Here is a 25,245-nt window from a genome sequence, read left to right as displayed (position 1 = left end):
CGTGGTTATTGAATGGTTGCTCAAATAAAGAGGACTTGCGTCCCGAAGTCAAATTTGAGGGATCATTCAATAATGGGTACTCTCGCGTGCATGGCCAGGCCTAGGAAGTTCGACGAGCAGGACGTCTTGACCGCTGCGAGGGACACGTTCTGGCGGGGCGGCTACAAGGCCACATCGGTTCAGGATCTCGCCGAGGCGACCGGACTCGGAGCGCAGAGTCTCTACGGTGCGTTCGGCAGCAAACGGGACCTGTTCATGCGGATTCTCGACGAGTACTGCGCGACCCAGGCTGCCGGCCTCGAAGCCGCGGTCACCGCCGACCCCAGTCCGTGGCACGGGCTCACTACCGCAGTGGTGTTCGAAGACGACGGCCGCATGGAGTTGCCGCCCCAAGGTTGCCTGATGGCCAACAGCATCGCGGCGCTCAGTGCTCAGGACGACGACGTGCAAGCGCGTGCGTGCCGCGTGTACGCCGACACGCTCGCGCTGTTCGCGCGGCAGATCACCGAGGCCCAAGAGAAAGGCGAGATCGATTCCGATGTCGATCCGACGGAAACGGCCAGGGCCTTGATCGCCGTCATGCAGGGCATCGAGTTCCTGCAGAAATCGGGTATCGCCGAGGACGAGGTGCGACGTCTGAAGCACGCTGCGCTCGACATGATCGAACGATCCGTGACGAAAACCGTTGACTCCGAGGAGCTTCAGCCGTGACAACCATAGGAATCCTCGGGGCGGGGGAAGTGGGTGGCCAGATCGCGCGAGCAGCGATCGGGGCCGGATACGCGGTGATCATCGCCAATTCGCGAGGCCCCGAGACTCTGACGGATCTTGTCGACGAACTCGGCCCGTCGGCATGCGCCGACACGGCTGCCGGCGCTGCGGCTGCGGGCGACTTCGTAGTGGTGGCCGTTCCCTTACGGCTCGAAAACAACATGCCGGTGCGCGAACTGGCCGGCAAGATCGTGCTCGACACCAACAATTACATGCCCTGGCGCGACGGCCACTTTCCCGTCCTCGATTCGGGTGAGAAGACGGTGCACGAACTTCGGCAGGAGCAGCTTCCGCTTTCGAAGGTAGCCAAGGCGTTCACTCACATCCAAGCGCCCCGCCTCCTCACCTCCGCGAAGCCGGCGGGAAGCCCCGACCGTCACGCGCTCTCGGTCTCGAGCGACTTCCCCGATGCCGTCGAATTGGTCACCAGGTTGTACGACGACTTCGGGTTCGACACCGTCGACAACAGCCCCCTCAGCGAGTCGTGGCGCAGCGGTCCGGGCCAGCCTGCGTGGCTCGCACACGAACACCAGACGCGAGAAGATCGACATCCCGGCTCCAGCAATGGTCCGTGGACTGTTCCACCGGCTGGACAGACCGGCGGACCGGCGTAGTGCACGAGCGTTGGCGCGAACATCTGGCGGGGGGACCGGAACGGTAACCGTCACCATGGTGTGCACGCGAAAGCAGGAGGTAGGGATCGGATGACGGGCAAGGCAGATCCGTGGGGCGATGGCACTGTTGGGGCTGAGCCCGGCAACCCGTGGGACGATCGGTCGCTCGATGACGAGGCATGGGCCGCACAGCCGCAGCTCGAGTCAGACACGGCGGAGTGGCGCGAGCGATGATCCCCATCTGCTGTTGATCGAAGAACTCGAGAAGTCGGGTTGCGAGTGCATCGATCTCCGACTCGACCGAGTCCGGGCTGCACCCTTCGAGTTGTGACCAGTGCGCAAGTAGCTTCAGGTACCGCTCGCGCCGGAGGTCGTCGATCATCGTTGCCTCGTAGCCCGTGAGCAGGAACTCGGGCGCGCTCCCCGACATCGAGAGGACTTCGACGAGGTCCCGGTCCAGCCGAAGAGCCGAACCGACCTCGACGGACGGAGCGCCGTCGATGGCGTCGGACAAGGCCGTGGTCAGTCCCGCGGGCAGCGCTGAGATCGGATTGCCGCGATCAACCTCGGCGAGCATCGCGGTGAGCTGCATCTTCTTGCGTGCGAGGATGTTCTGTTCCTTCTCGATGCCGGCGATCAAAGCCCGAAGGTCCGCGGCGACGTCGCGTTCGTCTTCACTCGATCTTTCGTCGGAGAGGATGGCGGCGACCGACCCGAGAGGAACTCCACTGGTCGCCAGCCAGCGGATTCGCATCAAGCGGACAGCGTCGGTGAGGGTGTATTCACGGTAGCCGTTGGATCGACGCCGCGGCTCGTTCAGCAGGCCGAGTCGGTGGTAGTGCCGCACGGTCCGCGTCGTTGTGCCGGCAAATTCGGCGAGCTGGCCTATTCGCATGAATCAAGTCTCAACTATGACGCAAGGTCAAGGTCAAGGGTTCCCCTGCCCACACCGGCGCTTTCGAGGAGTCGCCGGGCACGACGACCACGCATCCAGCTGCGGGTCTGTAGCTGTTCTCTTTGTTTCAAACCTGTTGGCCCGTGAACAACCCCGCGTGTTCTGTGAACCGGGCTGCAATGGGGACGAAACATGGTCTCGGTAGCCTGGTCGCTCCGACACCGACCGGAGGCTCATTGTGCCTGAACAGTTCTCACGGAATGCGGCAGAACTTCTCACGAGGGGTCTCGGCCGTCGCCGTTTCATTCAGAGCGTGGTAGCGGTCGGTGCCGGCGTGGGTGTGGCAGGGGCAGCCGCGGCGTGCTCGGACGCATCAGCGGGACCGACAGTTTCCTCACCTGCTCTGCCGTATGCGGGCGGGATTCCGTTCCTGCAGCCGGGCCAAGGTGACCGGTCCGGCGACATATACCTGGGATCGCTCCCCGACGAAGTGCTCTGGGGCTACGTGCCGAATGTGCACACCAGTCCGGTGGTCCAGATGAGGTCGGGACAGACAATCACCATCGACACCGTCTCCCACGAGGGAATACTCGAAGACCAGGGCCGCAACCCCATCGACTACTTCGGTACGAAAGGTGTCGCCGCCGGCGACGTGCTCCAGGACGCTGCGGCGATCGCCGCCGAATACAACCGCACACCACGTGATTTCGGCAAGGATGGACCCCACGTAGTCACCGGACCGGTCTTCGTCGAAGGTGCCGAACCCGGCGATGTCCTCAAGATCGAGACCTTGGAGATCATCCCCCGAGTTCCGTACGGTGTCGTCTCCAGTCGGCACGGCAAGGGTGCGCTTGCGAGGACCGGTGACGGTGGCGCACCCGCGGGTATCGAGATCGCCGAGGTGATGCCACCGGTCTCCACAGACGGGCGAACCGGTGCCGATCCCACCTCGCACGGCAACGTATCGGTCTTCACGACCATCGAAAACGGGCTGGGGGTCATGCCCTTCGGGCAGAACTCTCGCGTCCAGTTTCCGCTCCGCCCGTTCATGGGCATGATGGGCGTCGCATTTTCCACCGACGCCGATCCGACCTCACCCAACTCGAACTCGATTCCGCCGACACTGGGTGGTGGCAACATCGATATCCGGTTGCTGGGCGAAGGTTCCTCCTTCTACCTACCCGTCTTCGCCCCCGGCGCACTCTTCTACGTCGGTGACCCGCACATGGCGATGGGGGACGGTGAAGTGGCGCTCACCGCAATGGAAGGTTCACTGCGCGGGACCTTCCGACTGACCGTCTGCAAACCAGGATCGGGAGATGCACCGAGTGTCGCCTACGGCTACCCGTTCGCGGAAACAACCGAGTCTTGGATCCCCATCGGGCTGTCCGACCCCGACGGCGCGATCGACGGTCAGGGCAGTGACCTCAATGTTGCGATGCGGAGGGCTGTCGTCAATGCTCTGGACTTCCTCGAAAAGGACCAGGGCATGGACCGCGCGACCGCGTACGCATATCTCTCGGCAGCGGCCGACTTCACGGTGTCGCAGGTGGTCGACCGGACCGTGGGCGTTCACGGGCAGATCTACAAGGATCATTTCAGCTGATCATTGCCAATCGCCGAGATCTACCGCGACGAGATGCCGATCCTGCTCTCGACCGGTTGTCAGCGGCGTGTCACCCACTTGTTGACCAACCGGTTGAGCCTTGCCGGTGAGCACTGCGCGACCGTCGCGAGCACTCGTGCCTGCCATCCCACCGCACGGTGCACCCGGCCCCAGGCACGCCCCGGGCGGGTCGCCTCGTAAAGTCCGGCGGCGACATCGTCTGCAGTCAGGTGGATGCCCAGCGTGCGGACGGCACCGACGTTCATGTCGTGCGTCATCGCGGTCTCGACGAACAGCGGCCACAACGCGAACACTCGAATATCGTGCGGGCCCCATTCGAGTTCGAGAGCCTCCGTCAGACCGCGCACCGCAAACTTGGAAGCGCTGTACGTGGCGAGGTCGCGTTGCCCGTAGATCGCCGACGCCGAACAGAGGTTGACGACCTGCGCGCCCGGGGTGCGGCGCAGATACTCGAAGGCACTGTGGCATCCGAGGACGGTGCCCGTGACGTTGACGTCGATGATCCGGCGGTGCCGTTCGGCCGGAGTGTCCTCGAACGGACCGGACGACAGAATGCCGGCGTTGTTGACGAGGATGTCGAGCCGACCGTCCGGGCAGAACTCCGACAGGGCACGGGCCCAGGCGTCGGCGTCGGTGACGTCGAGAATGCCCGTGACCATGTCGGGCTGCGCGTCGGCGAGGCTGTGCAATCCCGCCACGTCGACGTCGAAAGCGCCGACGCGGTAGCCGTGTCGCGCGAACTGCAGTGCGGTGGCCCGTCCGATTCCGGATGCGGCACCGGTGACGAACACGCTGGGTCTGCTCATGCGACGAGCCTAGACACCGGGCTCGGTATACACGCTCGCCGCGACTCCGCGTCGGCGAAGGGCTTGAACGAGGCCCGCGCATCCGTGTAGCTCAGCCCGGGGGACACCGGCTTGCTGATCCCACCTTTCGTCGCGGTGGTCGGGCAGGATCGGGAGATGGCTCCGACCGGTCTGAGCACCATCGGACCGCCCGAGGTATGCCTGGCGGGGGTGAAATCCGCTCGTCCGCGCGAGGTCATCCTCGACCACCCGATCAACGTCGATCCGACCTGGTGAACGATGCCCCGTAGGAGCGGTGCCTTCCCGGAGGACCCGTCGCCGGACAGGACGCTGCCGGTTATCGTTTGAGCGCTTCGGCCCTCGTCGTCGGTTGGACTCGGGTTCTGTGGCCTATCCGACCGGGGAGACTCGTTCAGTACGTGGTTGTCAGCGGTGAGCTGGCTACCAGCGGCGGTGACCTGCGCGATGGTGCGCCCCATTGGGAGACGAAGTCGGGGTTCTCGGCGGCAAGTCGATCGCTGACGCCCTGGGTTGCGCTGCGCCGTCGGCGACCGCGTCAGCGGGTGGACAGCTGCGTGCCGATGACGCGCAGCAGGTCGAGTTTGGCGGCGTCGTCGGTGCCGGGGGTCGCGGTGAAGACGAGGAGGCGATGGCCGGTCTCGGTGTCGAGCAACGTCTGGCAGTGCAGCGTCAGCTCGCCCACGTCGGGATGCGCGAAGCGCTTGGTCATCGGATGCTTTTCGGCGACCTCGTGGTCGGCCCACACGGCCGCGAACTCCGGGCTCACCCGCTTGAGTTCGGCGACGATCGCGCCCGCGCGCGAGCGGTCGCCGGTCCGCGCGTACACGGCCCGCAGCTCGGCGACGAACGTGCGCCCCCGCAGGTCGTGGTCGGCGCGCGCGTACACGTCGCGCGATTCCGGCTCGGTGAACCACCGGTACACGGTGGCGCGGCGCAGTCCGCTCAGCTCCCGCGCGTCGCCGAGGAGCGCACGGGCGGGCTCGGTCTGGGCGAGGGTTTCCCCCAGCTCGGTCACGACCTGCGCGGGGGTGTCGGTGAGACGCTCGAGGATCCGCTGTATCCCGGGTGAGACGTGCAGATCTGCCGTGACACGCTCGGGAGCGGCGTGCCCGCTCAGCCGGAACAGATGGTCGCGCTCGGCGCGGTCGAGGTGCAGGGCACGGGCCAGGGCAGCGAGGATCTGCACGGAGGGCTGCGGTCCCCGCGACTGCTCGAGCCGGTTGAGGTAGTCCGTAGACATGCCCGCCAGCACGGCGACCTCTTCCCGCCGCAGCCCGGGCGTGCGCCGTCGGGGACCGCGCGGCAGTCCGACGTCTTCAGGCTGCAGTGCTTCGCGGCGCTTGCGCAGGAACTCGGCCAGCTGATGCATGCTCTCATCCTCCTCGTGTGCGCGGCGCCGAGCCAGGTATCCGCGGTCCCTCGATCGCTGGGGCCTGGATGGGCGGACGGATGCGGCGGAGCCTGAGGACATGACCAACGAACGAATCATCCTCATCACCGGCGGCTCGCGTGGGCTGGGCCGCGCCGCCGCCCTCGCCCTCGCCGACGGCGGCGACGACATCGTGCTCACCTACCGTAGCGATGCGGAGGCAGCAGCCGCCGTGGTCGCCGAGGTCCGCGCGCGAGGACGGCGGGCGGTGGCCCTCGCGCTGGACACCACCGCCCCCGAGACCTTCGCGGAGTTCGCGGAGCGGTTGCGTGAGACTCTCGACACCCAGTGGGCCCGCGACACGTTCGACGTTCTGGTGAACAACGCCGGTTATGGCGGTGCCGCACCCGTGGGAGCCTTCGACCGCGACGGCATCGAGCGCCTCGTCTCCGTGCACTTCACGGGTGTCGTGCTGCTGACCCAGCAGCTGTTGCCCGCGCTCGCGGACGGCGGCCGCATCCTCAACGTGTCCACGGGGCTGACCCGCTTCGCCGCGCCCGGCATGGCGGTGTACGCGGCGGTCAAGAGCGCGGTGGAGACCTTCACGGTGTATCTCGCGCAAGACCTGGGCGCCCGCGGCATCGCCGTGAACGTCATCGCGCCGGGAGCGACCGCCACCGACTTCGGCGGGGGCGCAGTGCGCGACGACGAGCGATATCGCGCCGTGGTGCTGCCGACGGTCGCGATGGGCCGCATCGGCGAGCCCGACGACATCGGGGCGGCCGTCGCCGCGATCCTCGATCCCCGGATGGCGTGGGTCACCGGTCAGCGGATCGAGGCCTCCGGCGGCCAGCGACTGTGACGGCGGGTGTAGCGGGCTGAGCGGAGCGGCCGTTCTCTTCGCGGCACTGCTGGTCACGCCTTCATCGGCGAGGTGATCAACTCGAACCCGGCGCAGGTCGTCGCGGCCGGCGCCGGGTTCGCCGCGGTCGGTTTCGAGCCGAGTCCGTAGATTTTCCGACCACCCGCAGGCACCGGCGCCGCGTCTGTTCACGAACGCACGTGCATCCGTTCGCCTTGGGGACCGAAGATCGCCAACACCTCGCACGCGTCGGGGCCGGGATTGCCGATCCAGTGGGGAGTACGGGTATCGAATTCGACGACCTCTCCTGGTGAGAGCACCATGTCTCGGCTACCGAGGATCAGACGCAGCCGCCCGCTGAGGACGTAGAGCCACTCGTAACCCTCGTGCGTCTGCAACGTCGGCTGGGCAACGTCGTCGACGGTGGGAAGCACCATCTTGAAGGACTGAAGGCCGCCGGGACGCCGGGTCAGCGAAAGGAACGTCCGGCCGTGCCGGGTCACCGCCTTCGGCCGGATTCTGGGGTCGCCGGTTTCCGGGGCGTCGACGAGTTCGTCGAGTGCGACGCGGTAGGCGCGGGCCAGCGGCAGCAGAAGTTCGAGGGTGGGCCTGCGCTGTCCCGATTCGAGCCGGGACAGGGTGCTGACGGAGATGCCGGTCTCCGCGGCGAGGTCGCCGAGGGTGGCCTCCCGCTCGAGCCTGAGCTGTCGAAGTCTCGGGCCCACGCCCTTCAGCACGTCTTCGTCTTCCATGGCATCCAGTATGCCCGACTTCTTTGCTGACTCGGCAAGAATGTTTGCCAATTCCGGTTTCGGGTCTGCACCCTGGGAACATGACGGATAACGAGAACTTCGATGTGGTGATCATCGGCGGCGGCGCTGCCGGCCTGAGCGGCGCGATGGCGCTGGGCCGGTCCCGTCGCCGGGTGCTGGTGATCGACGCCGGAGAACCCCGCAATGCCCCCGCCGAGCATGCGCACAACTACCTCGGCCGGGAAGGCGTCGCTCCGTTCGACCTGCTGGCCGACGGCAGAGCCGAGGTGGAAGCGTACGGCGTCGAAGTCACCGGCGATCGGGTGCAAGCCGTGACCCGAACAGAGCACGGCTTTGCCGTGGGCACCGGAAACGGACGTGAGGTGACAGCCCGGCGCGTGCTGATCGCGACCGGCGCGGTTGACGAGTTGCCCGACGTTCCCGGACTGGCAGCACGATGGGGCCGCGACGTGCTGCACTGCCCCTACTGCCATGGCTGGGAGGTGCGCGATCGAGCGATTGCGGTGCTGGCGACTACCCCTATGGCAGGACATCAGGGTCTGCTCTTCCGTCAACTGACCGACGACGTCGTGATCGTCGTCGCCGACGGGGTGGAACTGCCGCACGACGATGTGGAACGGATGGCCGCCATCGGTGTGCGGATCGAGCACGGCACTCCGAAGGAGGTCGTCACCGATGGTGATCGACTGGTGGGGTTGCGGCTCGCCGACGGTTCGGTCCTCGAACGGGAGGCGATCGTGGTCGGGGCGCGGCCGCAGGTACATCTCGAGTTCCTCGCGCCTCTGGGACTGGAGCCGCAAGAGGTCGAGTTCGGTGGGGTGCCGATGGGCACCGTGATCCCGGTCGACGCGATGGGAGCAACCACTGTTCCCGGTCTCTACGTAGCCGGCAACGCGACCGACATCAGCATGACCCTGATCGGCTCGGCCGCACACGGAAATCGGGTGGGCGCCTTCATCAATGCGGACCTGGCTGCCGAGGACGCCGACCGTGCGGTCGCCGAGCGCAGGGCCGAGATGTTCGAGCAACCCGCGTGGGAGGATCGCTACTCCGGGGATCGCGTCTGGAGCGGAAACGTCAACCCGCAACTCGAGGCCGAGGCATCCGCCCTCGCACCCGGGCGGGCACTCGACGTGGGCTGCGGCGAGGGTGCCGACGCGATCTGGCTGGCCGGCCGCGGCTGGTCGGTGACTGCCCTCGACTTCGCCGTCGCGGCATTGGACAAGACCGCCGCACACGCAGCCCAGGCCGGAGTCGGTGACCGCGTCACGACCCGCCAGGCAGACATCCGCAGTTGGGAGCCCGGTGAGGAGCGCTGGGACCTGGTCTCGTCGCAGTTCATGCACCTGCCCGACGGCGGAATGGTCGACGTCACCCGGCGTCTCGGCTCCGCGGTCGCCCCCGGCGGCACTCTGCTCGTGGTGGGCCACCATCCCGACGACATGGCCACCGGGCTCCGGCACGGCCACCACTCGTTCCTCTTCACTCCCGAATCGCTCGTGAAGGCGCTCGAGGACGGCAAGTGGGAGATCGAAGTCTGTGAGGCCCGATCCCGCACGGCTACCCACCCGCACACCGGCGAGGAGATCACCGTCCGCGACTCGGTGCTGCGCGCGCGACGACTCGGCTGAGTTCGCAGCGGTGTGACGTGAAGAGTGCATGCTTTTTCGCTTGACCTTCTCGCTACGGCAACTTCTACGGTCGGAGCCGAGACCGGACCGACCGGTCTCGCGGAACGATGGGAACGGATATGAGCTGGTCGATCGCGGATGTGGCGAGGATGTCGGGAGTCACCGCCCGCACTCTTCGGCATTACGACGACATCGGACTGCTCGAGCCTGCCTATGTGGGCGCCAACGGCTACCGCTACTACGAGGAGGAGCAACTGCTGCGCCTGCAGCAGATTCTCGTACTGCGTGAAATCGGACTGAGCCTCGCCGAGATCGCACACGCGGTCGACTCCGAGCCGGACACGCTCGCCGCCCTCAAACGGCAGCACGACCGTCTGCTGACGGAACGGAACCGACTGGGACGGATGGCCGACACGGTGGCGCGCACCATCGCCGAAATCGAAGGGACAATGGCAATGACCGGAAAGATCAACCGCCCGGAGAACCTGTTCGAGGGCTTCGATTACAAGCAGTACGACGACGAGGCCCGCGAGCGCTGGCCGGAGGAGTTCGAGCAGTCCCGGCGCAAGACCGCCACGCTGACCACCGACGACGTCGAGAACATGCAGCGTGAGGTCACCGCGGCGATGATCCGTATGGCAGAGTTCATGGCCGCCGGAACCCAGGTCGGAGACGCGGCCGTGCAAGCGGAAATCCACACGCAGTACCAGGGCATCTGCCGCATGTGGACCCCGAACCGGGACGCGTACAAGTGCCTGGGGCAGATGTACGTGGACGACGAGCGGTTCAAGGCGAACTACGAGAAGATCGCCGAGGGCCTGGCCGAGTATCAGCGAGACGCCATGGTCGTCTACGCAGACGAGAGGCTCGGCGACTAGCAACCATCGTCTGAACCGGTACCCCTGAGCCGACCGACTCGGGGGTACCGGCAGCTGTGAAGTAGCGTTCGCTCTCCGCTCCCGAATCCGGTGCAGCGATCAGGACTGCTCAGGCATTTGCCTGCGCGGACCGAATCTCCGACCGGGTGATACGCAACAGTTCGTCGAGTGCATGCCGACTGCGGGTGAAGCAGGCGATTCGGCGGTCGAGGTCCTCGATCTCGGTGCTCAGCCGCTCGGCGAAAACCCGATCGCAGTTGCTCGTCCACCTGCCTTCCCGGTCGTCGCGTTGGTCGATGACGATCGAGATCAGACGAGTGGGTACACCGGACGTGACCAGGTCGCGAATCCACTTCGCGCGATCGACGTCATCCTCTGTGTACTCGCGGTAGCCGTTCGCGCCCCTCGTCGGGTGGAGCAGACCCTCCTGCTCGTAGTAGCGCAACATCCGGGAGCTGAGTCCGGTGTGACGGGACAGGTCGCCGATCCGCATAGGTTCCCTCGATTTCGGGCTTGACCTTGACACTGATGTCAAAGTTTAGCGTCGGGCCATGACCGACATCGACGGATCGAACACATCCGAAAGCACGACGAACGAATCCACCGCGGGGATCCCACCGAACGCTGCCGCACTGCCGTGGCCGAGGTTGATCGCATTGGCCTGCGCAGCGTTCGCGACGGTGACGATGGAGATGCTTCCTTCGGGGCTTCTCCCGCAGATCGGGCGCGGCCTGGGGGTCGATCCGGCCGTGGTGGGAATGTTGGTCACGGCGTGGGCACTCACGATCGTGGTCACCGGTATCCCACTCGTCCGGATCACCAGAAAGGCCCGCCGGGCGCGGCTGATCCCCGCAGCCCTCGGTGTGGTCGCGGCGGCGGGGGCGGCCACGGCATTCGCGCCGACCTTCGAGACGGCTTTGCTCGGGCGAGTGATCGCTGCAGCCGGACACGGTGTGTTGGTGGCGGTGATCGTCGTGTATGTCGCCGACATCGTGGCACCCGAGCGCATCGGCCGTGCGATGGCCATCGTGCTCGCCGGGCCCACGATCGCCGGTTTCGTCGGGCTGCCCCTCGGAATCGCGCTCGCGGACGTGGTCGGGTGGCGTGCGATATTCGCGGGAGCGTCGGTGGTTCTCGCCGTCATCGCCGTCGCCCTCGTGCCGCTCCTCGCCGATAGCGGCGAGTCGGTGGGAACAGCCGATCGTGCCTCGGCGGCGCGATGGGATCGCAGTGCGATCCCCTCCGTCGGGACCGCAGTGGCCGGGGCGCTCGTGCTGGTCGGACACTTCGTGGTCTTCACCTACGTCTCGCTGGTGGTCACCGATGTCGCGCAGTACGAACCCACTGGGCTCGCGTGGTTCCTGGCACTGTTCGGCGCGGCCGGGGCGGTCGGTTTGGTGCTGTCGGCCTGGCTCTCGGATCGCTGGCCGAGAGCGACCCTGCCCGCGGTTGCCCTGGCGATGCTCGCCGCGTTCGCCCTGGTGACGATCGCACCCACGACGCCCGCGGTGTTCGTGACCGCGATCGTGGTGTGGGGAACTGCCATCGGGTTGCTTCCACCCGTATTCCAAGTCCGAGTCGTCCGGCTCGCGTCCGCGCAGTTCCGTTCCCTCGCGGGAGCGGTGGTGATCACGCTCCTCAACCTCGGCGTCGCCGCGGGGGCTGCACTCGGAAGCCTGGTGGCCGGTTCGGGTACCGATGCGTTGGCACCGGTCGCGATGGCCGTGACAGCCGTCGGCACGATAGGCCTGCTGCTTCTCGGGCGGGTCGGCGAGCCGACCGAGGGAGATACGTCCACCCCGAACTCCGCGGTAGCCGACGAGGTGGTGGTGGGCACCGCGTCCACCACCACCCCGGTGCCGGATTCCCTACGCCCCGACGGCGTTCGACAGCGCGGTGAGGCGGTCGCGTTCGAGGTCGGTGAGCGTGAGACGTGTGGCGTCGAGCAGTGCCGGTAGCTGCTCGATCCCGCTGACGCTGGCGAGCGGGGCGACGACACCGGGGCGGGTGAGCAGCCAGGCCAGCGCGACCGTGGAGATCTCGACCGCGTGGGCGGTCGCGATCTCACCGAGCGCGTCGACCACGGCGAGGCCGGCGTCGGTGAGGTAGCGCGAGGCCATCCGCTCGCGGACCCGGCCGGTGAAATCGTCCTGCGACCGGTATTTGCCGGTCAGGAACCCCGAGGCGAGGGAGTAGTACGGCAGCACACCCAGGTTGTGTTCCAGAGCGATGGGGGCGTAGCCGGTCTCGTACTCCGCGCGGTGGACGAGGTTGTAGTGCGGTTGCAGTGATACGGGAGCGTCGAACCCGTGCGTGTCCGCGATCTCGAGCCATTCGGAGACCCGGGCGGGGGAGAAGTTGGACAGGCCCACGTAGCGCACCTTGCCGTCGCGGACGAGGTCGTCGAACGCGGCCACGGTCTCGGCGAGCGGCGTGTCGGGGTCGTCGGAATGCGCGTAGTACAAGTCGATGTGGTCGGACTGCAACCGCTTCAGGGAGGCGTCGGCGGCGGCGCGGACGTTCGCGGGGGCGAGGCCGGGGTGTTCGGGATGGTGCCCGACCTTGGTTGCGATCATCACCTCGTCGCGATTGCCGCGCGCTGCCGCCCAGTTGCCGAGGATCGTCTCGGATTCGCCACCCGAGTTGCCGGGCGCGAAGGCGGAGTAGGAGTCCGCGGTATCGATGAGGTTGCCTCCCGCGGCGCGAAACGCGTCGAGGATCTCGAAGGATGCGGTTTCGTCGGCTGTCCAGCCGAAGGTGTTGCCGCCGAGGGCGAGAGGGAAGATGTCGAGCCGGGAATTGCCGATCGTGGTCACGATGCTCCTGGATAGCCGATGTCGAGTACGTGCGCACCCTAACCACACTTCGCCGTACCCGTGTTCGGTCGGGTCGTCAGCTGGGCGGGCGCAACGCGGCGAATTCGTCGGTGACGCGCAGCCGGGATTCAGTGAATCGGTACAGCGCGGGCGGACGGCCACCGGCCGGCCCGGGCGGTGCGGTGTTTCCGGTCGCCGTGAGCACGCGGCGCCGAGCCAGTACGCGCTGCAGGTTCGTCGCATCCACCTGGTATCCCAGTGCGGCACAGTAGATGTCGCGCAATGTCGACATCGAGAACTCTGCGGGCGCGAGTCCGTACGCAATGTTGGTGTAGGAGAGTTTCGCTGCGAGGCGGGTTCTGGCGTTGCCGACCATCCGTCCGTGGTCGAACGACATCGCGGGCAGTTGCGAGACGGGATGCCACGACGTGTCCGCCGGTAGCTGCGGGTCGGACGTGATCGGCACCAGGCCCAGGTACGTCGACGCGATGGTGCGTTCGCCGGGCACCCGCTGGGGATCGGAGTACACCGACAACTGCTCGAGGTGGGCGACCTCGCGCACGTCCACCTTCTCGGCCAGTTGGCGACGTGCGGACGAGGTGAGGTCCTCGTCGTCGCGGAGCGTGCCTCCCGGCAGCGACCACGTTCCGGCTTCGGGATCGAGGGCGCGTTGCCAGAGCAGGACCCCGAGTTCGGGGTCGCCGCCCGGGTTCCGTGACGAGGGCGGGAAGGTGCGAACCTGGAACACCACGATGAGCACTTCGTGACGAGTGTTACTATGTGGCATGTTTTCGATTCTAAGTCGAAAACCCCTGAAAGCGGAAATCCGAGCGCAGCCCGCCCGGAATCCCCTTCCCGAAGGAGCAAGGCCATGACCACGACCGAGTGGGCGGGAGCCGCCGCCATCGTCGACGGCCCCGGTGGTTACACGGGCATCGAGGCAACACCGGAATGGGCCGACGAGGTCCGCCGGCTCGCCCGAGCGCGCAACGCGACGGTGCTGGCGCACAACTATCAGCTGCCTGCGATCCAGGACGTCGCAGACCACGTCGGCGACTCGCTCGCCCTCTCGCGCATCGCGGCGGAGGCCGAAGAAGGCACCATCGTCTTCTGCGGCGTCCACTTCATGGCGGAGACCGCGAAGATCCTCAGCCCGGACAAGACCGTCCTGATCCCCGACGAACGCGCGGGTTGCTCGCTGGCCGACTCCATCAACGCCGACCAGCTCCGCGAGTGGAAGGCCGAACACCCGGACGCGGTGGTCGTCTCCTACGTCAACACGACCGCCGAGGTCAAAGGCCTGACCGACATCTGCTGCACGTCGTCCAACGCGGTCGACGTGGTCGCGTCGATCGACCCGGACCGCGAAGTGCTGTTCCTGCCCGACCAGTTCCTCGGCGCGCACGTCAAGCGCGTCACCGGGCGCGAGAACATCCACATCTGGGCCGGTGAGTGCCACGTACACGCGGGGATCAACGGTGACGAACTCACCGCCAAGGCCAAGGCACATCCCGACGCCGACCTCTTCGTTCACCCCGAGTGCGGTTGCGCGACGTCGGCGCTCTACCTCGCGGGGGAAGGGTTCGTCCCCGACGACAAGGTGAAGATCCTGTCGACCGGCGGCATGATCGACGCCGCCCGCGAAACCGGCGCGAAGCAGGTTCTCGTCGCCACCGAGGTCGGGATGCTGCACCAACTCCGTAAGGCCGCGCCGGGCATCGACTTCCAGGCCGTGAACGATCGCGCCTCCTGCCCGTACATGAAGATGATCACCCCTGCCGCTCTGCTGCGGTGCCTCCAGGAAGGCAAGGACGAGGTGCACGTCGCTCCCGACGTCGCCGAGCGTGCCCGCCTGTCGGTGCAGCGAATGATCGCCATCGGAAACCCGGGTGGCGGCGAGTGACGACCCGCACGAGCGCGGTGGTGTGGGAAGACCACACCGACCTCGTCGTGATCGGCGGTGGGGTCGCCGGCCTCACCGCCGCGCGGGCCGCGTCCCGGCGCGGGATGCGGGTGCTCACCGTGAGCAAGGGTGGGCCCACCGACACCTCCACCCAGTACGCGCAGGGTGGTATCGCCGTGGTCGCGCCGCAGGGTGACACCGTCGACGCGCACGTCGCCGACACCGTCGCCGCCGGTGGTGGGCTGTGTGACGGCGACGCCGTGCGATCGATCGTGTCGGCGGGTCCCGACGCGGTCGCCGCACTGCGCGACCTCGGCGCGGTGTTCGACACCGGCCGGGACGGTGACGTCGCCCGCACCCGGGAAGGCGGGCACAGCATCCGCCGCATCATCCACGCCGGCGGCGACGCGACCGGCGCCGAAATCCAGCGTGCGCTCGGTGCCGCGGGTCTTCCCGTGCTGTTCGGTGCGGCCGCAGCACGGATCCTCACCGACGACGCCGGCGTGACCGGCGTACTGGTGTTCGACGAGCGCGGCGCCGGTGTCGTCCACGCTCCCGCGGTGCTGCTCGCCACCGGCGGTCTGGGACAGCTCTATGCGTGCAGCACCAACCCGCCCGGGGCAACGGCCGACGGCATCGCGCTCGCCTTCGCGGCAGGTGCGGGGATCGCCGATCTCGAGTTCGTCCAGTTCCACCCCACGGTGCTGTTCGCCGCAGGTGGCATGGGACGGCGACCGCTCATCAGCGAGGCGGTCCGCGGCGAGGGCGCTCGCCTCGTCGATTCGCGGGGCGAATCGGTCACCGGCGGTGTCCATCCGCTCGGCGACCTGGCACCTCGTGACGTGGTCTCCCGCGCGATCGCGAGGCGCCTCGCCGATCTCGGTGAGGATCACGTCTTCCTCGATGCACGCCACCTCGGCGATTTCGCGAGGCGGTTCCCGACCATCACGGCCCTGTGTGCCGACGCGGGACTCGATCCTGCCCACGACCTGCTGCCGGTCGCCCCGGCCGCGCACTACTCGTGTGGCGGTGTCGTCACCGACGTCCACGGGCGCACCCGGATTCCGGGGCTGTACGCGGCCGGGGAAGTCGCCCGCACCGGGCTGCACGGGGCGAACCGTCTCGCGTCCAACAGCCTGCTGGAAGGGCTGGTGCTCGGCGAACGTGCCGGCATCGCCGCCGCTGTGGAACGCACCGGTGTGCGCGTCGAAGCAGCCGACGCGTCGCCGCCCGTCCTGCCCCGACTCGACCGGGACGTCCTGCAACGGTTGATGACACGGCACGCGTCGGTCGTCCGGGATGCGGACGGACTCGCGGCCGCGTCGGCCACGCTCGGCGCGGCCCCGAGCAGCACGTGCATCGACCTGCCGCTGCTCGAAGACGCCGCGCTCACCGTCACGGCGCGGGCACTCGTCGCCGCGGCGGAGCGGCGCACCGAGTCACGCGGCTGTCATACCCGAAGCGACCACCCCGAGTCCCACCCCGGCCGGGCACACAGCATCGAAATGCGTCTCGGCCCCGATGGCCGCACCGTCGTCACCACACCGCAACTGACAGGAGCGAACTGATATGGCCACCGCCCTGCCCGCCGGCCTCGATCTCGAGGAGACGCGCGCGCTGGTCGTGCGCGCCCTCGACGAGGACCTGCGCTACGGACCCGACATCACCTCGGACGCCACCGTGCCCGCAGACGCGACCACCACCGCGTCGGTGGTCGCCCGGCAGGCCGGGACCGTCGCCGGCCTCGACGTCGGACTTCTCGTCCTCGACCAGGTGATCGGACCGGATCACTATCGGGTGGTCGACCGCGCCGACGACGGCCACCGCGTCGTGCCGGGGGAGGCCGTGCTCACCGTCGACGCCCCGACGCGCGGTTTGCTCACCGCCGAACGGACGATGCTCAACATTTTGTGCCACCTGTCGGGTATCGCGACCGCCACGTCGCATTGGGTCGACGCGGTGCAGGGCACCGAGGCGAAGATCCGCGACAGCCGCAAGACGCTGCCCGGCCTCCGCGCACTGCAGAAGTACGCGGTGCGCGTCGGCGGCGGTGTCAACCACCGCATGGGTCTCGGCGACGAGGCTCTCATCAAGGACAACCACGTCGCGGCCGCAGGGTCGGTGCTCGCCGCGCTGCGTGCGGTCCGTGCGCACGCGCCCGGCGTCCCGTGCGAGGTCGAGGTCGACACCCTCGAGCAGTTCGACGAGGTGCTCGCCGAGAACGTCGAACTGATCCTCCTGGACAACTTTCCGCTGTGGCAGACACAGATCGCGGTGCAACGGCGCAACACCCACGCCCCGCAGACCCGGCTCGAGTCGTCGGGAGGCCTGTCGCTCGAGGTCGCCGCGGAGTACGCCCGCACCGGAGTGGACTTCCTCGCGGTCGGTGCCCTCACCCATTCGGTGACGGTGCTCGACCTCGGCCTCGACATGTAGGCGTCATCGCCCGGTCATCGCCCGGATCAGCGGCCCCGCGGGGAGGGATGCGAACAACCCGGCTTCGTCGCGCAACGACGAATCCTCGTCGAGGAACCGCAGGACGGGTTCGGCCGACGGGCGCGAGAACAACGCCGCGAACGTCTCCTCGAGGAAACCGGGGTGTTCGGTAACGGCGGTGAGCAACGCGCGGTCGTAGCGGGCGAACCGTCCGGGGCGCTTGGGCAGGTCGTACGGATGTCCGTGCTGCTCGAACGACCGCGCGATCGCCTCGCAGTCCCGTTGGATGCGTTCGTAGGCGTAACCGCTGCTCGCCTTCATCATCCCGGCGGCGGCCCCGATCCGGAGGATACGTCCTTCGCCGCGTTCGGCGATCTGCGCGACGAGAGGCAGACGCGCGTGCTCGGAGCGTCCGAGCTCGTAGGCGTTCTCCGGTACGCCGAGGACCTGTGTCAGATAGACGCGCAGCGCCGCGAGATGCACCTCTGGGGCTACATCAGGGGTTCCCGGCGCGACGAAACAGGTGTGCTCGACGAGCGCGTGATGGGCATCGCTCGGAAGCACGTACACGAAGGACGCCCGCTCGGCCTGATCGGTGCGGAAATCGAACAGCACCGGAACGTGGGGGTCGAAGAGCGGCGCTTCGGCGCGCACGCGCACGCCGAGGAAATCCAGGGCGGCGTCTTCTCCGGCGGTCGTAGCGGCGGGACCGCGCGCGTCGAACACCCAGTCGGGGCGTAGTTCTCGCCCGTCGTCGAGTGTCACCAGTGGCCGGTCGGCATCGTCGACGTCGACGACGTGCCCGGTCACCGATCCCACGTCCGGCACCGGATCGGTGAGGCGGCGAACCGCCGCCACCAGCGCGGCACCGTGCACCACGCGGTAGCGATAGTGCCCGAGCGCCAGGGTCCGGTCGTGCCCGCCCGCATATACACGCATCCGGTCGAACATCTCGGTGGCCGCCGAGTCGAGCAGCGCGGTACGCCGCGTCCACGACGCCCACGAGGCGGCGGTGATGTCGCGGGCGGCGTCGTCGACCACCAGAACCGGGCCCGGCCGAGCACGTGTCGCCGCGAGATGCGCGGCGAGCGAGAGCCCGCTCAGGCCACCGCCGAGAATGACGATGCCGCCGTGAAGCGGCCCGGTCCAGGTTCGAAGACTCACGAGATCTCCGTTCGTCGCGACTGGCGCCCATTCTGCGGCACCGGAACTTCCGGTGCAGTGCTATTTGCCTACGGGCAATTTGCCTACGGGGCGATCTTCGGCGAGTCCCGGAACTGCGTCGTTCCGAGGTCGGGGCCGATCGATCTGGGGTACAACTGTTCATCTGAGTACCAGTGATGTCGGATCGCGGGGTGGGGCGGCCCCGCGCGGAGAACAGTTCTCGTCAGCGGGGGCGGAGAGATTGACGATGCGGCTACCCATGGCACCGACCGATTCGATGTTCCTGCTCGGCGAATCGCCCGACCATCCGATGCACGTCGGCGGCCTGCTGCTCCTGCAACCGCCGGAGAATTCCGATGCCACCGAACTGCGCGAAAGGTTCGACGAGGCGCTGCGCCGCGACGCTCCGGCAGCACCACTGTGGCGCAAGCGGCCCGTTCGGTCGGTGACGACCCTGGGACAGTGGGCGTGGGAAGAAGATCCGAGATTCGACATCGAGTATCACGTGCGGTTCAACGCCCTGCCCGCGCCGGGAAACACCGAGGTCTTGTGGGACCTGGTCTCCCGGCTGCATGCCTCGTTGCTCGATCGCACGCGGCCGCTGTGGGAGATGCACCTCATCGAGGGCCTGTCCGACGGCCGGTACGCGCTCTACGTCAAGATCCACCACTCCTTGGCCGACGGGATCGGCGCCATGCGGTTGCTGCGACGCGCGCTCGGCACCGATCCGAGCGAGGTCGGGATGCCCGCGCCGTGGGCAGCGACCGACGGGGCACCGCCCGCACGCTCGACGGTGGCCGCGGCCATCGGCTTCCCCGGCCACGCCGTGCGCGCCGTCCGAGGTGCGGTGTCGGAGGCGCTGACGGTCGCCTCCGGTGCAGCCTCCCTGGTTCCGGCGCTGGTCGGTACGGTCGATCGTGCCCTCCACGACCGCGGGGGTCCGCTGTCGCTCGGTGCACCGCACACCATGTTCAACGAGCAGATCTCGGGTTCGCGACGGTTCGCCGCCCGGTCGTGGCCGCTCGAGCGTCTCCGGCTGGTGGCGAAGCTCACCGACAGCACGATCAACGACGTGGTGCTCGCGCTGTCCTCCGGAGCGCTGCGGACCTACCTCCTCGAACGCGACGCGCTTCCCGACCGGTCCCTTGTGGCGATGGTCCCGGTCTCGTTGCGCAGCAAAGAGTCCGGCAACGACATCGCCGTCCTGATGTGCGATCTCGGCACCCGGCACGCCGATCCGGCGCACCGGCTCGAGCGGGTACGGAACTCGATGACCGAGGGCAAACGTGCGATGCGCGGAATGAGCAAGGTGGGCCGTCTCGCGACAAGCGCAGTCGGTGTCGCCCCCGTCGCGGTCGGTGTACTGACCGGCAACCGGGCAGTGCCGTGGACGCCGTTCAACGTGATCGTCTCCAACGTTCCCGGGCCGGAGGAGCCGTTGTACTGGAACGGCGCGCGCGTCGACGCGTTGTATCCCCTGTCGGTTCCGGTGGACGGTCAGGCTCTCAACATCACGTGCACGAGCACCGACGACGAGATCGCCTTCGGGCTCACGGCATGTGGGCGCACCGTGCCGGATCTGCACTGTCTGCTCGACCATCTCGACGCGGAACTCCTCGCACTCGAAGCCGTCGTCACCGTGGGTGCGGTCGACGAGGCCCGGTGAGACCCAGCCGGTGAGACCCACGCCGGCGGGTCGTTGGCTAGGCTCGACGCCCGTGACCGAATTCGAACCCGATGTGGTGGCGGCGGTAACCGCTCATATGAACGACGACCACGCCGACGACAGTCTGCTCATCGTGCGGGCGTTCGCCGAACCGCGCGCGGCGCACACCCGGATGACCGGCGTGAGCAGCGAGGCGGGCGTGTGGGTGATCGTGATCGACGGCCAGGAACAGACCGTCCGGATTCCGTGGCTCGAGCCGGTCACGGACCGTTCCGGTTTGCGTACCGCGGTGGTCGCGCTCTACCAGGCGGCGTGTGCGCGACTCGGCGTCGATCCCGCACGGCACTGATCCGCTACCCGGCACGGGTCTCCGCGATGATCGTCCGGTAGGTCTCCACCCCCTCGGTGGGCCGCCGGAGGAGTGCGGGATCGGTCCGGACGTCGACCGAATACAAGCCGAAACGCGGCTCGTACGAACCCCATTCGTAGTTGTCGGTGATCGACCAGTAGTTGTACCCGAACACCGGCGCGCCGTCGTCGACCGCACGCATCATCTGGTCCACGTGCTCGCGCAGGTGCCGCGATCTGGTCCAGCCGTCCGGGCGGGGAGCGCCGTCCGCGGTCGCCATTCCGTTTTCGACGACATACAGAGGCATCCCGGGAAAGCGCCGGGTGTAATCCATCAGTGCGTCGTACATCCCGGGCGGGTGCGGGGTCACCGAAGCCGGCTCCCCGGTGGCCGCACGAATCGCGGTGAGATTGCCGGGGGCCACCCCGTAGTAGTAGTCGACGCCGACGAAGTCGAGATGGTCGCGGACGCGATCGAGGAACCAGGTGTCGAGGTAGGGCGCCGCACCGGGAACATAGGCGGCGTTCGAGGTGACCTGCGCCCGGGGGTCGTACCGGTGGATCGTCTCGTAGGCCCCGCGGTGCGCGTCCACGAGACGGTCGAACATCATCGGTGCGTCACCGGGGGAGAGGGCACCGTTGGACACCTCGTGCCACACGTAGACGCTGGGCTCGTTGATCGTGACCCACAGCGCGCCGTGTCCGGCGTAGCGTGCCGCCACCGTGTCCGCGTGGGCGAGCCACGCGTCGACTGTCCCCGGGTGGGCCCAGCCGCCCCGGTCGGCGATCCAGCCCGGGTACACCCAGTGGTCGAGCGTGATCATCGGAGTCATGCCGTGCCCGCGGATCGTCGCGATCACGTCGTCGTAGTAGGCGAGTTCGGTGTCGTCCCACCGCTCCGGTTCCGGCTGGATGCGGGCCCACTCCACCGAGAGGCGGTACACCCCGACGCCCAGGTCGGCGGCGCGCGCGATGTCCTCCCGGTAGCGATGCCGGAAGTCCACGGCGGTGCCCACCGGCTCGTGCCGACCACTCGCCGCATACCGCGACCAGTTGCTGTCCGGGCTCGACCCCTCGGACTGGAAACCGGAACTCGACACGCCCCACAGAAAGGCGCCGGTGTCGGCGTGGGCAGGGCCGCCCGACACGGCCGCCGTCAGCGCCACGATAGTGACGAGCACCACGCGCAGTGCCGCGCGAGCGGGTGCGACGGACATCCGAGCACGCCACGCGGCAGCCATGTATCGCACGGTAGAGGGCCTGCGACGCACCCGCGGCACTTCGAGACCGATTCGCCGGGCGTGCCGTCGGTCTATGGTCGACGAGGGCACACAACGCCCACTACGGGGAGTGGATGACAGACCACTCCGGTTCATCGCGGATAATGGGGGTCGATCCCTGTTCTGCGAGAGAGGACACCTCATGCTTGCCCGCACCGACCTGCGTGGTCGTACACCCACCACCGCGGAGCTGAGGGGCGCGCTGCCCCGCGGCGGAGTGGACGTGGACGCGGTGCTCCATCAGGTCCGTCCCGTCGTCGACGACATCCGCGAGCGCGGCGCCGACGCCGCCCTCGACTACTGCGAGAAGTTCGACGGCGTGCGCCCCGCCTCGGTGCGCGTTCCGCAGGCCGAACTCGACCGCGCGCTCGCCGAACTCGACCCCGCTGTGCGCGCCGCACTCGAGGTCGCCATCGAACGGACCCGCAAGGTCCACGCCGAGCAGCGTCGCACCGACACCGTCACCGAGGTCGTCCCCGGCGGCACCGTCACCGAACGCTGGGTGCCGGTCGACCGTGTCGGCCTGTACGTGCCCGGCGGCAACGCCGTGTACCCCTCGTCGGTGGTGATGAACGTCGTGCCCGCGCAGGCCGCGGAAGTCGAGTCCCTCGTCATCGCCTCGCCGCCGCAGAAGAACTTCGGCGGTCTCCCGCACCCGACCATCCTCGCTGCTGCCGCGCTGCTCGGCGTCGACGAGGTGTGGGCGGTCGGCGGCGCGCAGGGCGTGGCCCTGCTGTCCTACGGCGGCACCGACACCGACGGCGGCGAACTCGCCCCGGTCGACATGATCACCGGCCCCGGCAACATCTACGTCACGGCCGCCAAACGGCTGTGCCGCTCGGTGGTCGGCATCGACGCCGAAGCCGGCCCCACCGAGATCGCGATCCTCGCCGACCACACAGCCGACGCCGTGCACGTCGCCGCCGATCTGGTCAGCCAGGCCGAGCACGACGTCATGGCCGCCTCCGTCCTGGTGACCACCAGCCCCGAGCTCGCCGACGCCGTCGATGCCGCGCTCGCCGCGCAACTCGAGCTGACCAAGCACCGCGAACGGGTCGCCACCGCACTGTCCGGAAGCCAGTCGGGCATCGTGCTGGTCGACGACATCGATCAGGGCCTGGCAGTGGTCAACGCCTACGCGGCCGAGCACCTCGAGATCCAGACGGAGAACGCGTCCGCTGTCGCCGCGCGGGTCCGCGCGGCGGGAGCGATCTTCGTCGGCCCGTGGGCGCCGGTCTCCCTCGGCGACTACTGCGCCGGCTCGAATCACGTCCTGCCTACGGCGGGTTGCGCGCGGCACCAGTCCGGACTGAGTGTGCAGACCTTCCTGCGCGGCATCCACGTCGTCGAATACTCCGAAGCCGCACTGAAAGACGTGGCCGGTCACGTGATCACCCTCGCGAACGCCGAGGATCTGCCCGCACACGGCGAAGCAGTGCGACTGCGATTCGAGGCACTCCGGTGACAGGCACGTCGATTCCCGGCTCGCGCATCACGCTCGAGGACCTGCCGCTTCGCGAGAACCTGCGCGGCAAGTCGCCGTACGGCGCACCGCAGCTGTCGGTGCCCGTGCAGCTCAACACCAACGAGAACCCGCACCCGCCCACGCAGGCCCTCGTCGACGACGTCGCCGAGTCGGTCCGCGAGGCCGCGACACAGCTGCACCGGTACCCGGACCGGGACGCCGTCGCGCTGCGCGCCGACCTCGCCGCGTATCTCACTCGGCAGACCGGTGTCACGCTCGGCGTCGAAAACCTCTGGGCTGCAAACGGGTCCAACGAGGTCCTGCAGCAGCTCTCGCAGGCGTTCGGTGGACCGGGCCGCTCCGCGATGGGATTCGTGCCGTCGTACTCGATGCACCCGATCATCGCGGACGGCACCCAGACCGAGTGGGTGCCTGCGTACCGCCGCTCCGACTTCACTCTCGATATCGAGTCTTCGGTCGCTGCCATCCGCGACCGGCGTCCCGACGTGGTGTTCGTCACCAGCCCCAACAACCCGACCGGGCACAGCGTCCCGCTCGACGGGATCCGCGAGATCCTCGACGCCGCTCCCGGCATCGTGATCGTCGACGAGGCGTACGCGGAGTTCTCGAGCGCGCCCAGCGCAGTCGCCCTGATCGACGAGTATCCGGCCAAGGTCGTCGTCTCGCGCACCATGAGCAAGGCATTCGCTTTCGCCGGTGGCCGTCTCGGTTACCTGGCCGCCGCGCCCGCGATGATCGACGCGCTGCTGCTGGTCCGGTTGCCGTACCACCTGTCGGTGATCACCCAGGCCGCAGCGCGCGCCGCACTGCGTCACGCCGACGACACCCTCGGCTCCGTCGCGGAACTGTCCGCCGAGCGCGACCGCGTCGCAGCCGAACTCGCCGGATTCGGATACGACGTCATCCCGTCCGACGCCAACTTCATCCTCTTCGGCCGTTTCGCCGATTCGGCCACCACCTGGCAGCATTACCTCGACGAAGGTGTCCTGATCCGGGACGTCGGCATCCCCGGATATCTGCGCACCACGATCGGCCTGGCACACGAGAACGACGAGTTGCTGCGGGTCAGTGAGAAACTCGCCGCTACGGAAATCGAGGCAACCCGATGAGCGACCCCATCACCACGAACGATCGCACCGCCCGGGTCGAGCGCACTACGCGGGAATCGTCCATCACCGTCGAGTTGAACCTCGACGGCACCGGCCGCACCGACATCTCCACGGGCATCCCGTTCTACGACCACATGCTCACGGCGCTCGGCCAGCACGGCAGCTTCGACCTCACCGTGCATGCGAAGGGTGATGTCGAGATCGACGCGCACCACACCGTCGAAGACACCGCGATCGTTCTCGGGCAGGCGTTCCACCAGGCCATCGGCGACAAGCGCGGCATCCGGCGCTTCGGCGACTCGTTCATCCCGATGGACGAAACGCTCGCCCACGCGTCGGTCGACGTGTCGGGACGTCCGTACTTCGTCCACACCGGCGAACCGGATTACCTGGTGCACTCGGTGATCGGTGGCTACCCGGGCGTGCCCTATGCCACCGTGATCAACAAGCACGTCTTCGAATCGTTCGCGTTCCACGCGCGGATCGCATTGCATGTGCGCGTGCTGTACGGGCGCGACCCGCACCACATCACCGAGGCCGAGTTCAAGGCAGTCGCACGCGCGCTGCGTGAAGCGGTCGAACCCGATCCGCGCGTCACCGGCGTGCCGTCCACCAAGGGAATGCTCTGACGGTATGGATGTCGTACTGACCTACCTGTGCTTCATTGCCGCCGGAATCCTCGCGGGCGGCACGTGGTCGATGTGGAAAGCCCGCAACACCCTCTTCGCGGGTATCCTCTTCGCCCTCGGACTGCTGGCAGCGATCGCCGGTGTCCTCCGGTTGATCTGAC

General features: G+C 67.9%; 25 protein-coding genes and 1 pseudogene. 17 read left to right on the top strand and 9 right to left on the bottom strand.

Features of this window, described 5'->3' with window-relative positions; translation table 11 throughout:
* Positions 1–90 precede the first annotated feature (90 nt).
* Positions 91–711: a TetR/AcrR family transcriptional regulator gene (locus tag ACFWBU_RS02930; RefSeq protein WP_378527424.1), complete on the top strand. Its 621-nt coding sequence runs from the start codon at positions 91–93 to the stop codon at positions 709–711.
* Positions 708–1,385 carry an NADPH-dependent F420 reductase gene (locus ACFWBU_RS02925; RefSeq protein ID WP_378527423.1) on the top strand — a complete coding sequence of 226 codons (678 nt, stop codon included), beginning with the start codon at positions 708–710 and terminating at the stop codon, positions 1,383–1,385. Before ACFWBU_RS02930 ends, ACFWBU_RS02925 begins: the two co-directional genes overlap by 4 nt.
* A 751-nt stretch (positions 1,386–2,136) precedes the next feature.
* Here the strand turns inward: ACFWBU_RS02925 and ACFWBU_RS02920 are convergent.
* Positions 2,137–2,280: pseudogene (locus tag ACFWBU_RS02920) on the bottom strand (MerR family DNA-binding transcriptional regulator); the annotation flags it as partial.
* A 304-nt stretch (positions 2,281–2,584) separates the two neighbouring features.
* Between ACFWBU_RS02920 and ACFWBU_RS02915 the strand changes: the two are divergent.
* Entirely contained in the window at positions 2,585–3,886 is a 1,302-nt protein-coding gene (locus ACFWBU_RS02915) for an acetamidase/formamidase family protein (protein WP_378527477.1), read from the top strand.
* 59 nt (positions 3,887–3,945) lie between these two features.
* Here the strand turns inward: ACFWBU_RS02915 and ACFWBU_RS02910 are convergent, their stop codons facing one another.
* Positions 3,946–4,713, bottom strand: a complete 768-nt coding sequence (locus ACFWBU_RS02910) for an SDR family oxidoreductase (protein ID WP_378527422.1) — start codon at positions 4,711–4,713, stop codon at positions 3,946–3,948.
* Between the two features lie 111 nt (positions 4,714–4,824).
* Between ACFWBU_RS02910 and ACFWBU_RS02905 the strand changes: the two genes are divergently transcribed.
* Complete coding sequence (locus tag ACFWBU_RS02905; RefSeq protein ID WP_296549776.1) at positions 4,825–4,989, top strand: hypothetical protein; 165 nt, start codon at positions 4,825–4,827, stop codon at positions 4,987–4,989.
* Between the two features lie 280 nt (positions 4,990–5,269).
* Here the strand turns inward: ACFWBU_RS02905 and ACFWBU_RS02900 are convergent, their stop codons facing one another.
* A complete protein-coding gene (locus ACFWBU_RS02900; RefSeq protein WP_296549774.1) occupies positions 5,270–6,103 on the bottom strand; it encodes a helix-turn-helix transcriptional regulator in 834 nt (277 codons plus the stop codon).
* A 100-nt stretch (positions 6,104–6,203) separates the two neighbouring features.
* Here ACFWBU_RS02900 and ACFWBU_RS02895 point away from each other — a divergent pair, with 100 nt between their 5' ends.
* Entirely contained in the window at positions 6,204–6,965 is a 762-nt protein-coding gene (locus ACFWBU_RS02895; RefSeq protein ID WP_296549772.1) for an SDR family NAD(P)-dependent oxidoreductase, read from the top strand.
* A 188-nt stretch (positions 6,966–7,153) separates the two neighbouring features.
* On the opposite strand, the gene ACFWBU_RS02890 is transcribed toward ACFWBU_RS02895, so the two are convergent.
* Complete coding sequence (locus ACFWBU_RS02890; RefSeq protein ID WP_169620099.1) at positions 7,154–7,717, bottom strand: helix-turn-helix domain-containing protein; 564 nt, start codon at positions 7,715–7,717, stop codon at positions 7,154–7,156.
* Positions 7,718–7,797: 80 nt separating this feature from the next.
* Here ACFWBU_RS02890 and ACFWBU_RS02885 point away from each other — a divergent pair, with 80 nt between their 5' ends.
* Positions 7,798–9,369, top strand: a complete 1,572-nt coding sequence (locus ACFWBU_RS02885; RefSeq protein ID WP_296549770.1) for a bifunctional NAD(P)/FAD-dependent oxidoreductase/class I SAM-dependent methyltransferase — start codon at positions 7,798–7,800, stop codon at positions 9,367–9,369.
* A 119-nt stretch (positions 9,370–9,488) separates the two neighbouring features.
* Positions 9,489–10,247 carry a MerR family transcriptional regulator gene (locus ACFWBU_RS02880; protein WP_378527420.1) on the top strand — a complete coding sequence of 253 codons (759 nt, stop codon included), beginning with the start codon at positions 9,489–9,491 and terminating at the stop codon, positions 10,245–10,247.
* A 109-nt stretch (positions 10,248–10,356) separates the two neighbouring features.
* Here the strand turns inward: ACFWBU_RS02880 and ACFWBU_RS02875 are convergent, their stop codons facing one another.
* Positions 10,357–10,740: a MerR family transcriptional regulator gene (locus tag ACFWBU_RS02875; protein ID WP_296549767.1), complete on the bottom strand. Its 384-nt coding sequence runs from the start codon at positions 10,738–10,740 to the stop codon at positions 10,357–10,359.
* A 58-nt stretch (positions 10,741–10,798) separates the two neighbouring features.
* On the opposite strand from ACFWBU_RS02875, the gene ACFWBU_RS02870 reads away from it, so the two are divergent.
* Positions 10,799–12,205: an MFS transporter gene (locus tag ACFWBU_RS02870; RefSeq protein WP_378527419.1), complete on the top strand. Its 1,407-nt coding sequence runs from the start codon at positions 10,799–10,801 to the stop codon at positions 12,203–12,205.
* On the opposite strand, the gene ACFWBU_RS02865 is transcribed toward ACFWBU_RS02870, so the two are convergent.
* Together ACFWBU_RS02865 and ACFWBU_RS02860 are read right to left on the bottom strand one after the other, a co-directional pair.
* A complete protein-coding gene (locus tag ACFWBU_RS02865; RefSeq protein ID WP_378527418.1) occupies positions 12,116–13,063 on the bottom strand; it encodes an aldo/keto reductase in 948 nt (315 codons plus the stop codon). The two genes, ACFWBU_RS02870 and ACFWBU_RS02865, sit on opposite strands and share 90 nt — an antisense overlap.
* 76 nt (positions 13,064–13,139) lie before the next feature.
* Positions 13,140–13,850: an NUDIX hydrolase gene (locus tag ACFWBU_RS02860; RefSeq protein WP_169620093.1), complete on the bottom strand. Its 711-nt coding sequence runs from the start codon at positions 13,848–13,850 to the stop codon at positions 13,140–13,142.
* 84 nt (positions 13,851–13,934) lie between these two features.
* Between ACFWBU_RS02860 and nadA the strand changes: the two genes are divergently transcribed.
* From nadA to nadC, 3 genes are read left to right on the top strand one after another with little or no spacing between them, the layout of a single operon-like run.
* Positions 13,935–14,966, top strand: coding sequence for a quinolinate synthase NadA (nadA, locus tag ACFWBU_RS02855; RefSeq protein WP_169620092.1), 1,032 nt, complete (start codon positions 13,935–13,937; stop codon positions 14,964–14,966).
* Complete coding sequence (locus tag ACFWBU_RS02850) at positions 14,963–16,534, top strand: L-aspartate oxidase (protein WP_378527417.1); 1,572 nt, start codon at positions 14,963–14,965, stop codon at positions 16,532–16,534. Before nadA ends, ACFWBU_RS02850 begins: the two co-directional genes overlap by 4 nt.
* A 1-nt stretch (position 16,535) precedes the next feature.
* Complete coding sequence (gene nadC / locus ACFWBU_RS02845) at positions 16,536–17,402, top strand: carboxylating nicotinate-nucleotide diphosphorylase (protein WP_169620090.1); 867 nt, start codon at positions 16,536–16,538, stop codon at positions 17,400–17,402.
* Positions 17,403–17,405: 3 nt separating this feature from the next.
* Here the strand turns inward: nadC and ACFWBU_RS02840 are convergent, their stop codons facing one another.
* Positions 17,406–18,566, bottom strand: a complete 1,161-nt coding sequence (locus ACFWBU_RS02840) for a lycopene cyclase family protein (protein ID WP_378527415.1) — start codon at positions 18,564–18,566, stop codon at positions 17,406–17,408.
* A 247-nt stretch (positions 18,567–18,813) separates the two neighbouring features.
* On the opposite strand from ACFWBU_RS02840, the gene ACFWBU_RS02835 reads away from it, so the two are divergent.
* Positions 18,814–20,232, top strand: coding sequence for a wax ester/triacylglycerol synthase family O-acyltransferase (locus ACFWBU_RS02835; protein WP_206036636.1), 1,419 nt, complete (start codon positions 18,814–18,816; stop codon positions 20,230–20,232).
* A gap of 52 nt (positions 20,233–20,284) precedes the next feature.
* A complete protein-coding gene (locus ACFWBU_RS02830) occupies positions 20,285–20,581 on the top strand; it encodes a DUF2470 domain-containing protein (RefSeq protein WP_296549755.1) in 297 nt (98 codons plus the stop codon).
* Positions 20,582–20,585: 4 nt separating this feature from the next.
* Here the strand turns inward: ACFWBU_RS02830 and ACFWBU_RS02825 are convergent, their stop codons facing one another.
* The gene (locus ACFWBU_RS02825; protein ID WP_240955187.1) at positions 20,586–21,821 is read right to left on the bottom strand and encodes a family 1 glycosylhydrolase; all 1,236 of its coding nucleotides are present in this window, start codon (positions 21,819–21,821) and stop codon (positions 20,586–20,588) included.
* 181 nt (positions 21,822–22,002) lie between these two features.
* Between ACFWBU_RS02825 and hisD the strand changes: the two genes are divergently transcribed.
* Genes hisD through ACFWBU_RS02805 form a run of 4 tightly spaced genes read left to right on the top strand, consistent with a single transcriptional unit; the run spans position 22,003 to position 25,244 of the window.
* The gene (gene hisD, locus ACFWBU_RS02820) at positions 22,003–23,325 is read left to right on the top strand and encodes a histidinol dehydrogenase (protein WP_169652938.1); all 1,323 of its coding nucleotides are present in this window, start codon (positions 22,003–22,005) and stop codon (positions 23,323–23,325) included.
* Positions 23,322–24,455 carry a histidinol-phosphate transaminase gene (locus tag ACFWBU_RS02815; protein WP_378527414.1) on the top strand — a complete coding sequence of 378 codons (1,134 nt, stop codon included), beginning with the start codon at positions 23,322–23,324 and terminating at the stop codon, positions 24,453–24,455. Before hisD ends, ACFWBU_RS02815 begins: the two co-directional genes overlap by 4 nt.
* Positions 24,452–25,084 carry an imidazoleglycerol-phosphate dehydratase HisB gene (gene hisB / locus ACFWBU_RS02810; RefSeq protein WP_378527412.1) on the top strand — a complete coding sequence of 211 codons (633 nt, stop codon included), beginning with the start codon at positions 24,452–24,454 and terminating at the stop codon, positions 25,082–25,084. The genes ACFWBU_RS02815 and hisB overlap by 4 nt, the downstream gene beginning before the upstream one ends.
* Positions 25,085–25,088: 4 nt before the next feature.
* Entirely contained in the window at positions 25,089–25,244 is a 156-nt protein-coding gene (locus tag ACFWBU_RS02805) for a hypothetical protein (RefSeq protein ID WP_169620084.1), read from the top strand.
* The last annotated feature ends 1 nt before the right edge of the window (position 25,245 follow it).

The sequence above is a fragment of the Rhodococcus sp. NPDC060084 genome, assembly GCF_042730335.1.
Lineage (GTDB): Bacteria > Actinomycetota > Actinomycetes > Mycobacteriales > Mycobacteriaceae > Rhodococcus.
This window is presented reverse-complemented; position numbering and strand designations above follow the sequence as displayed.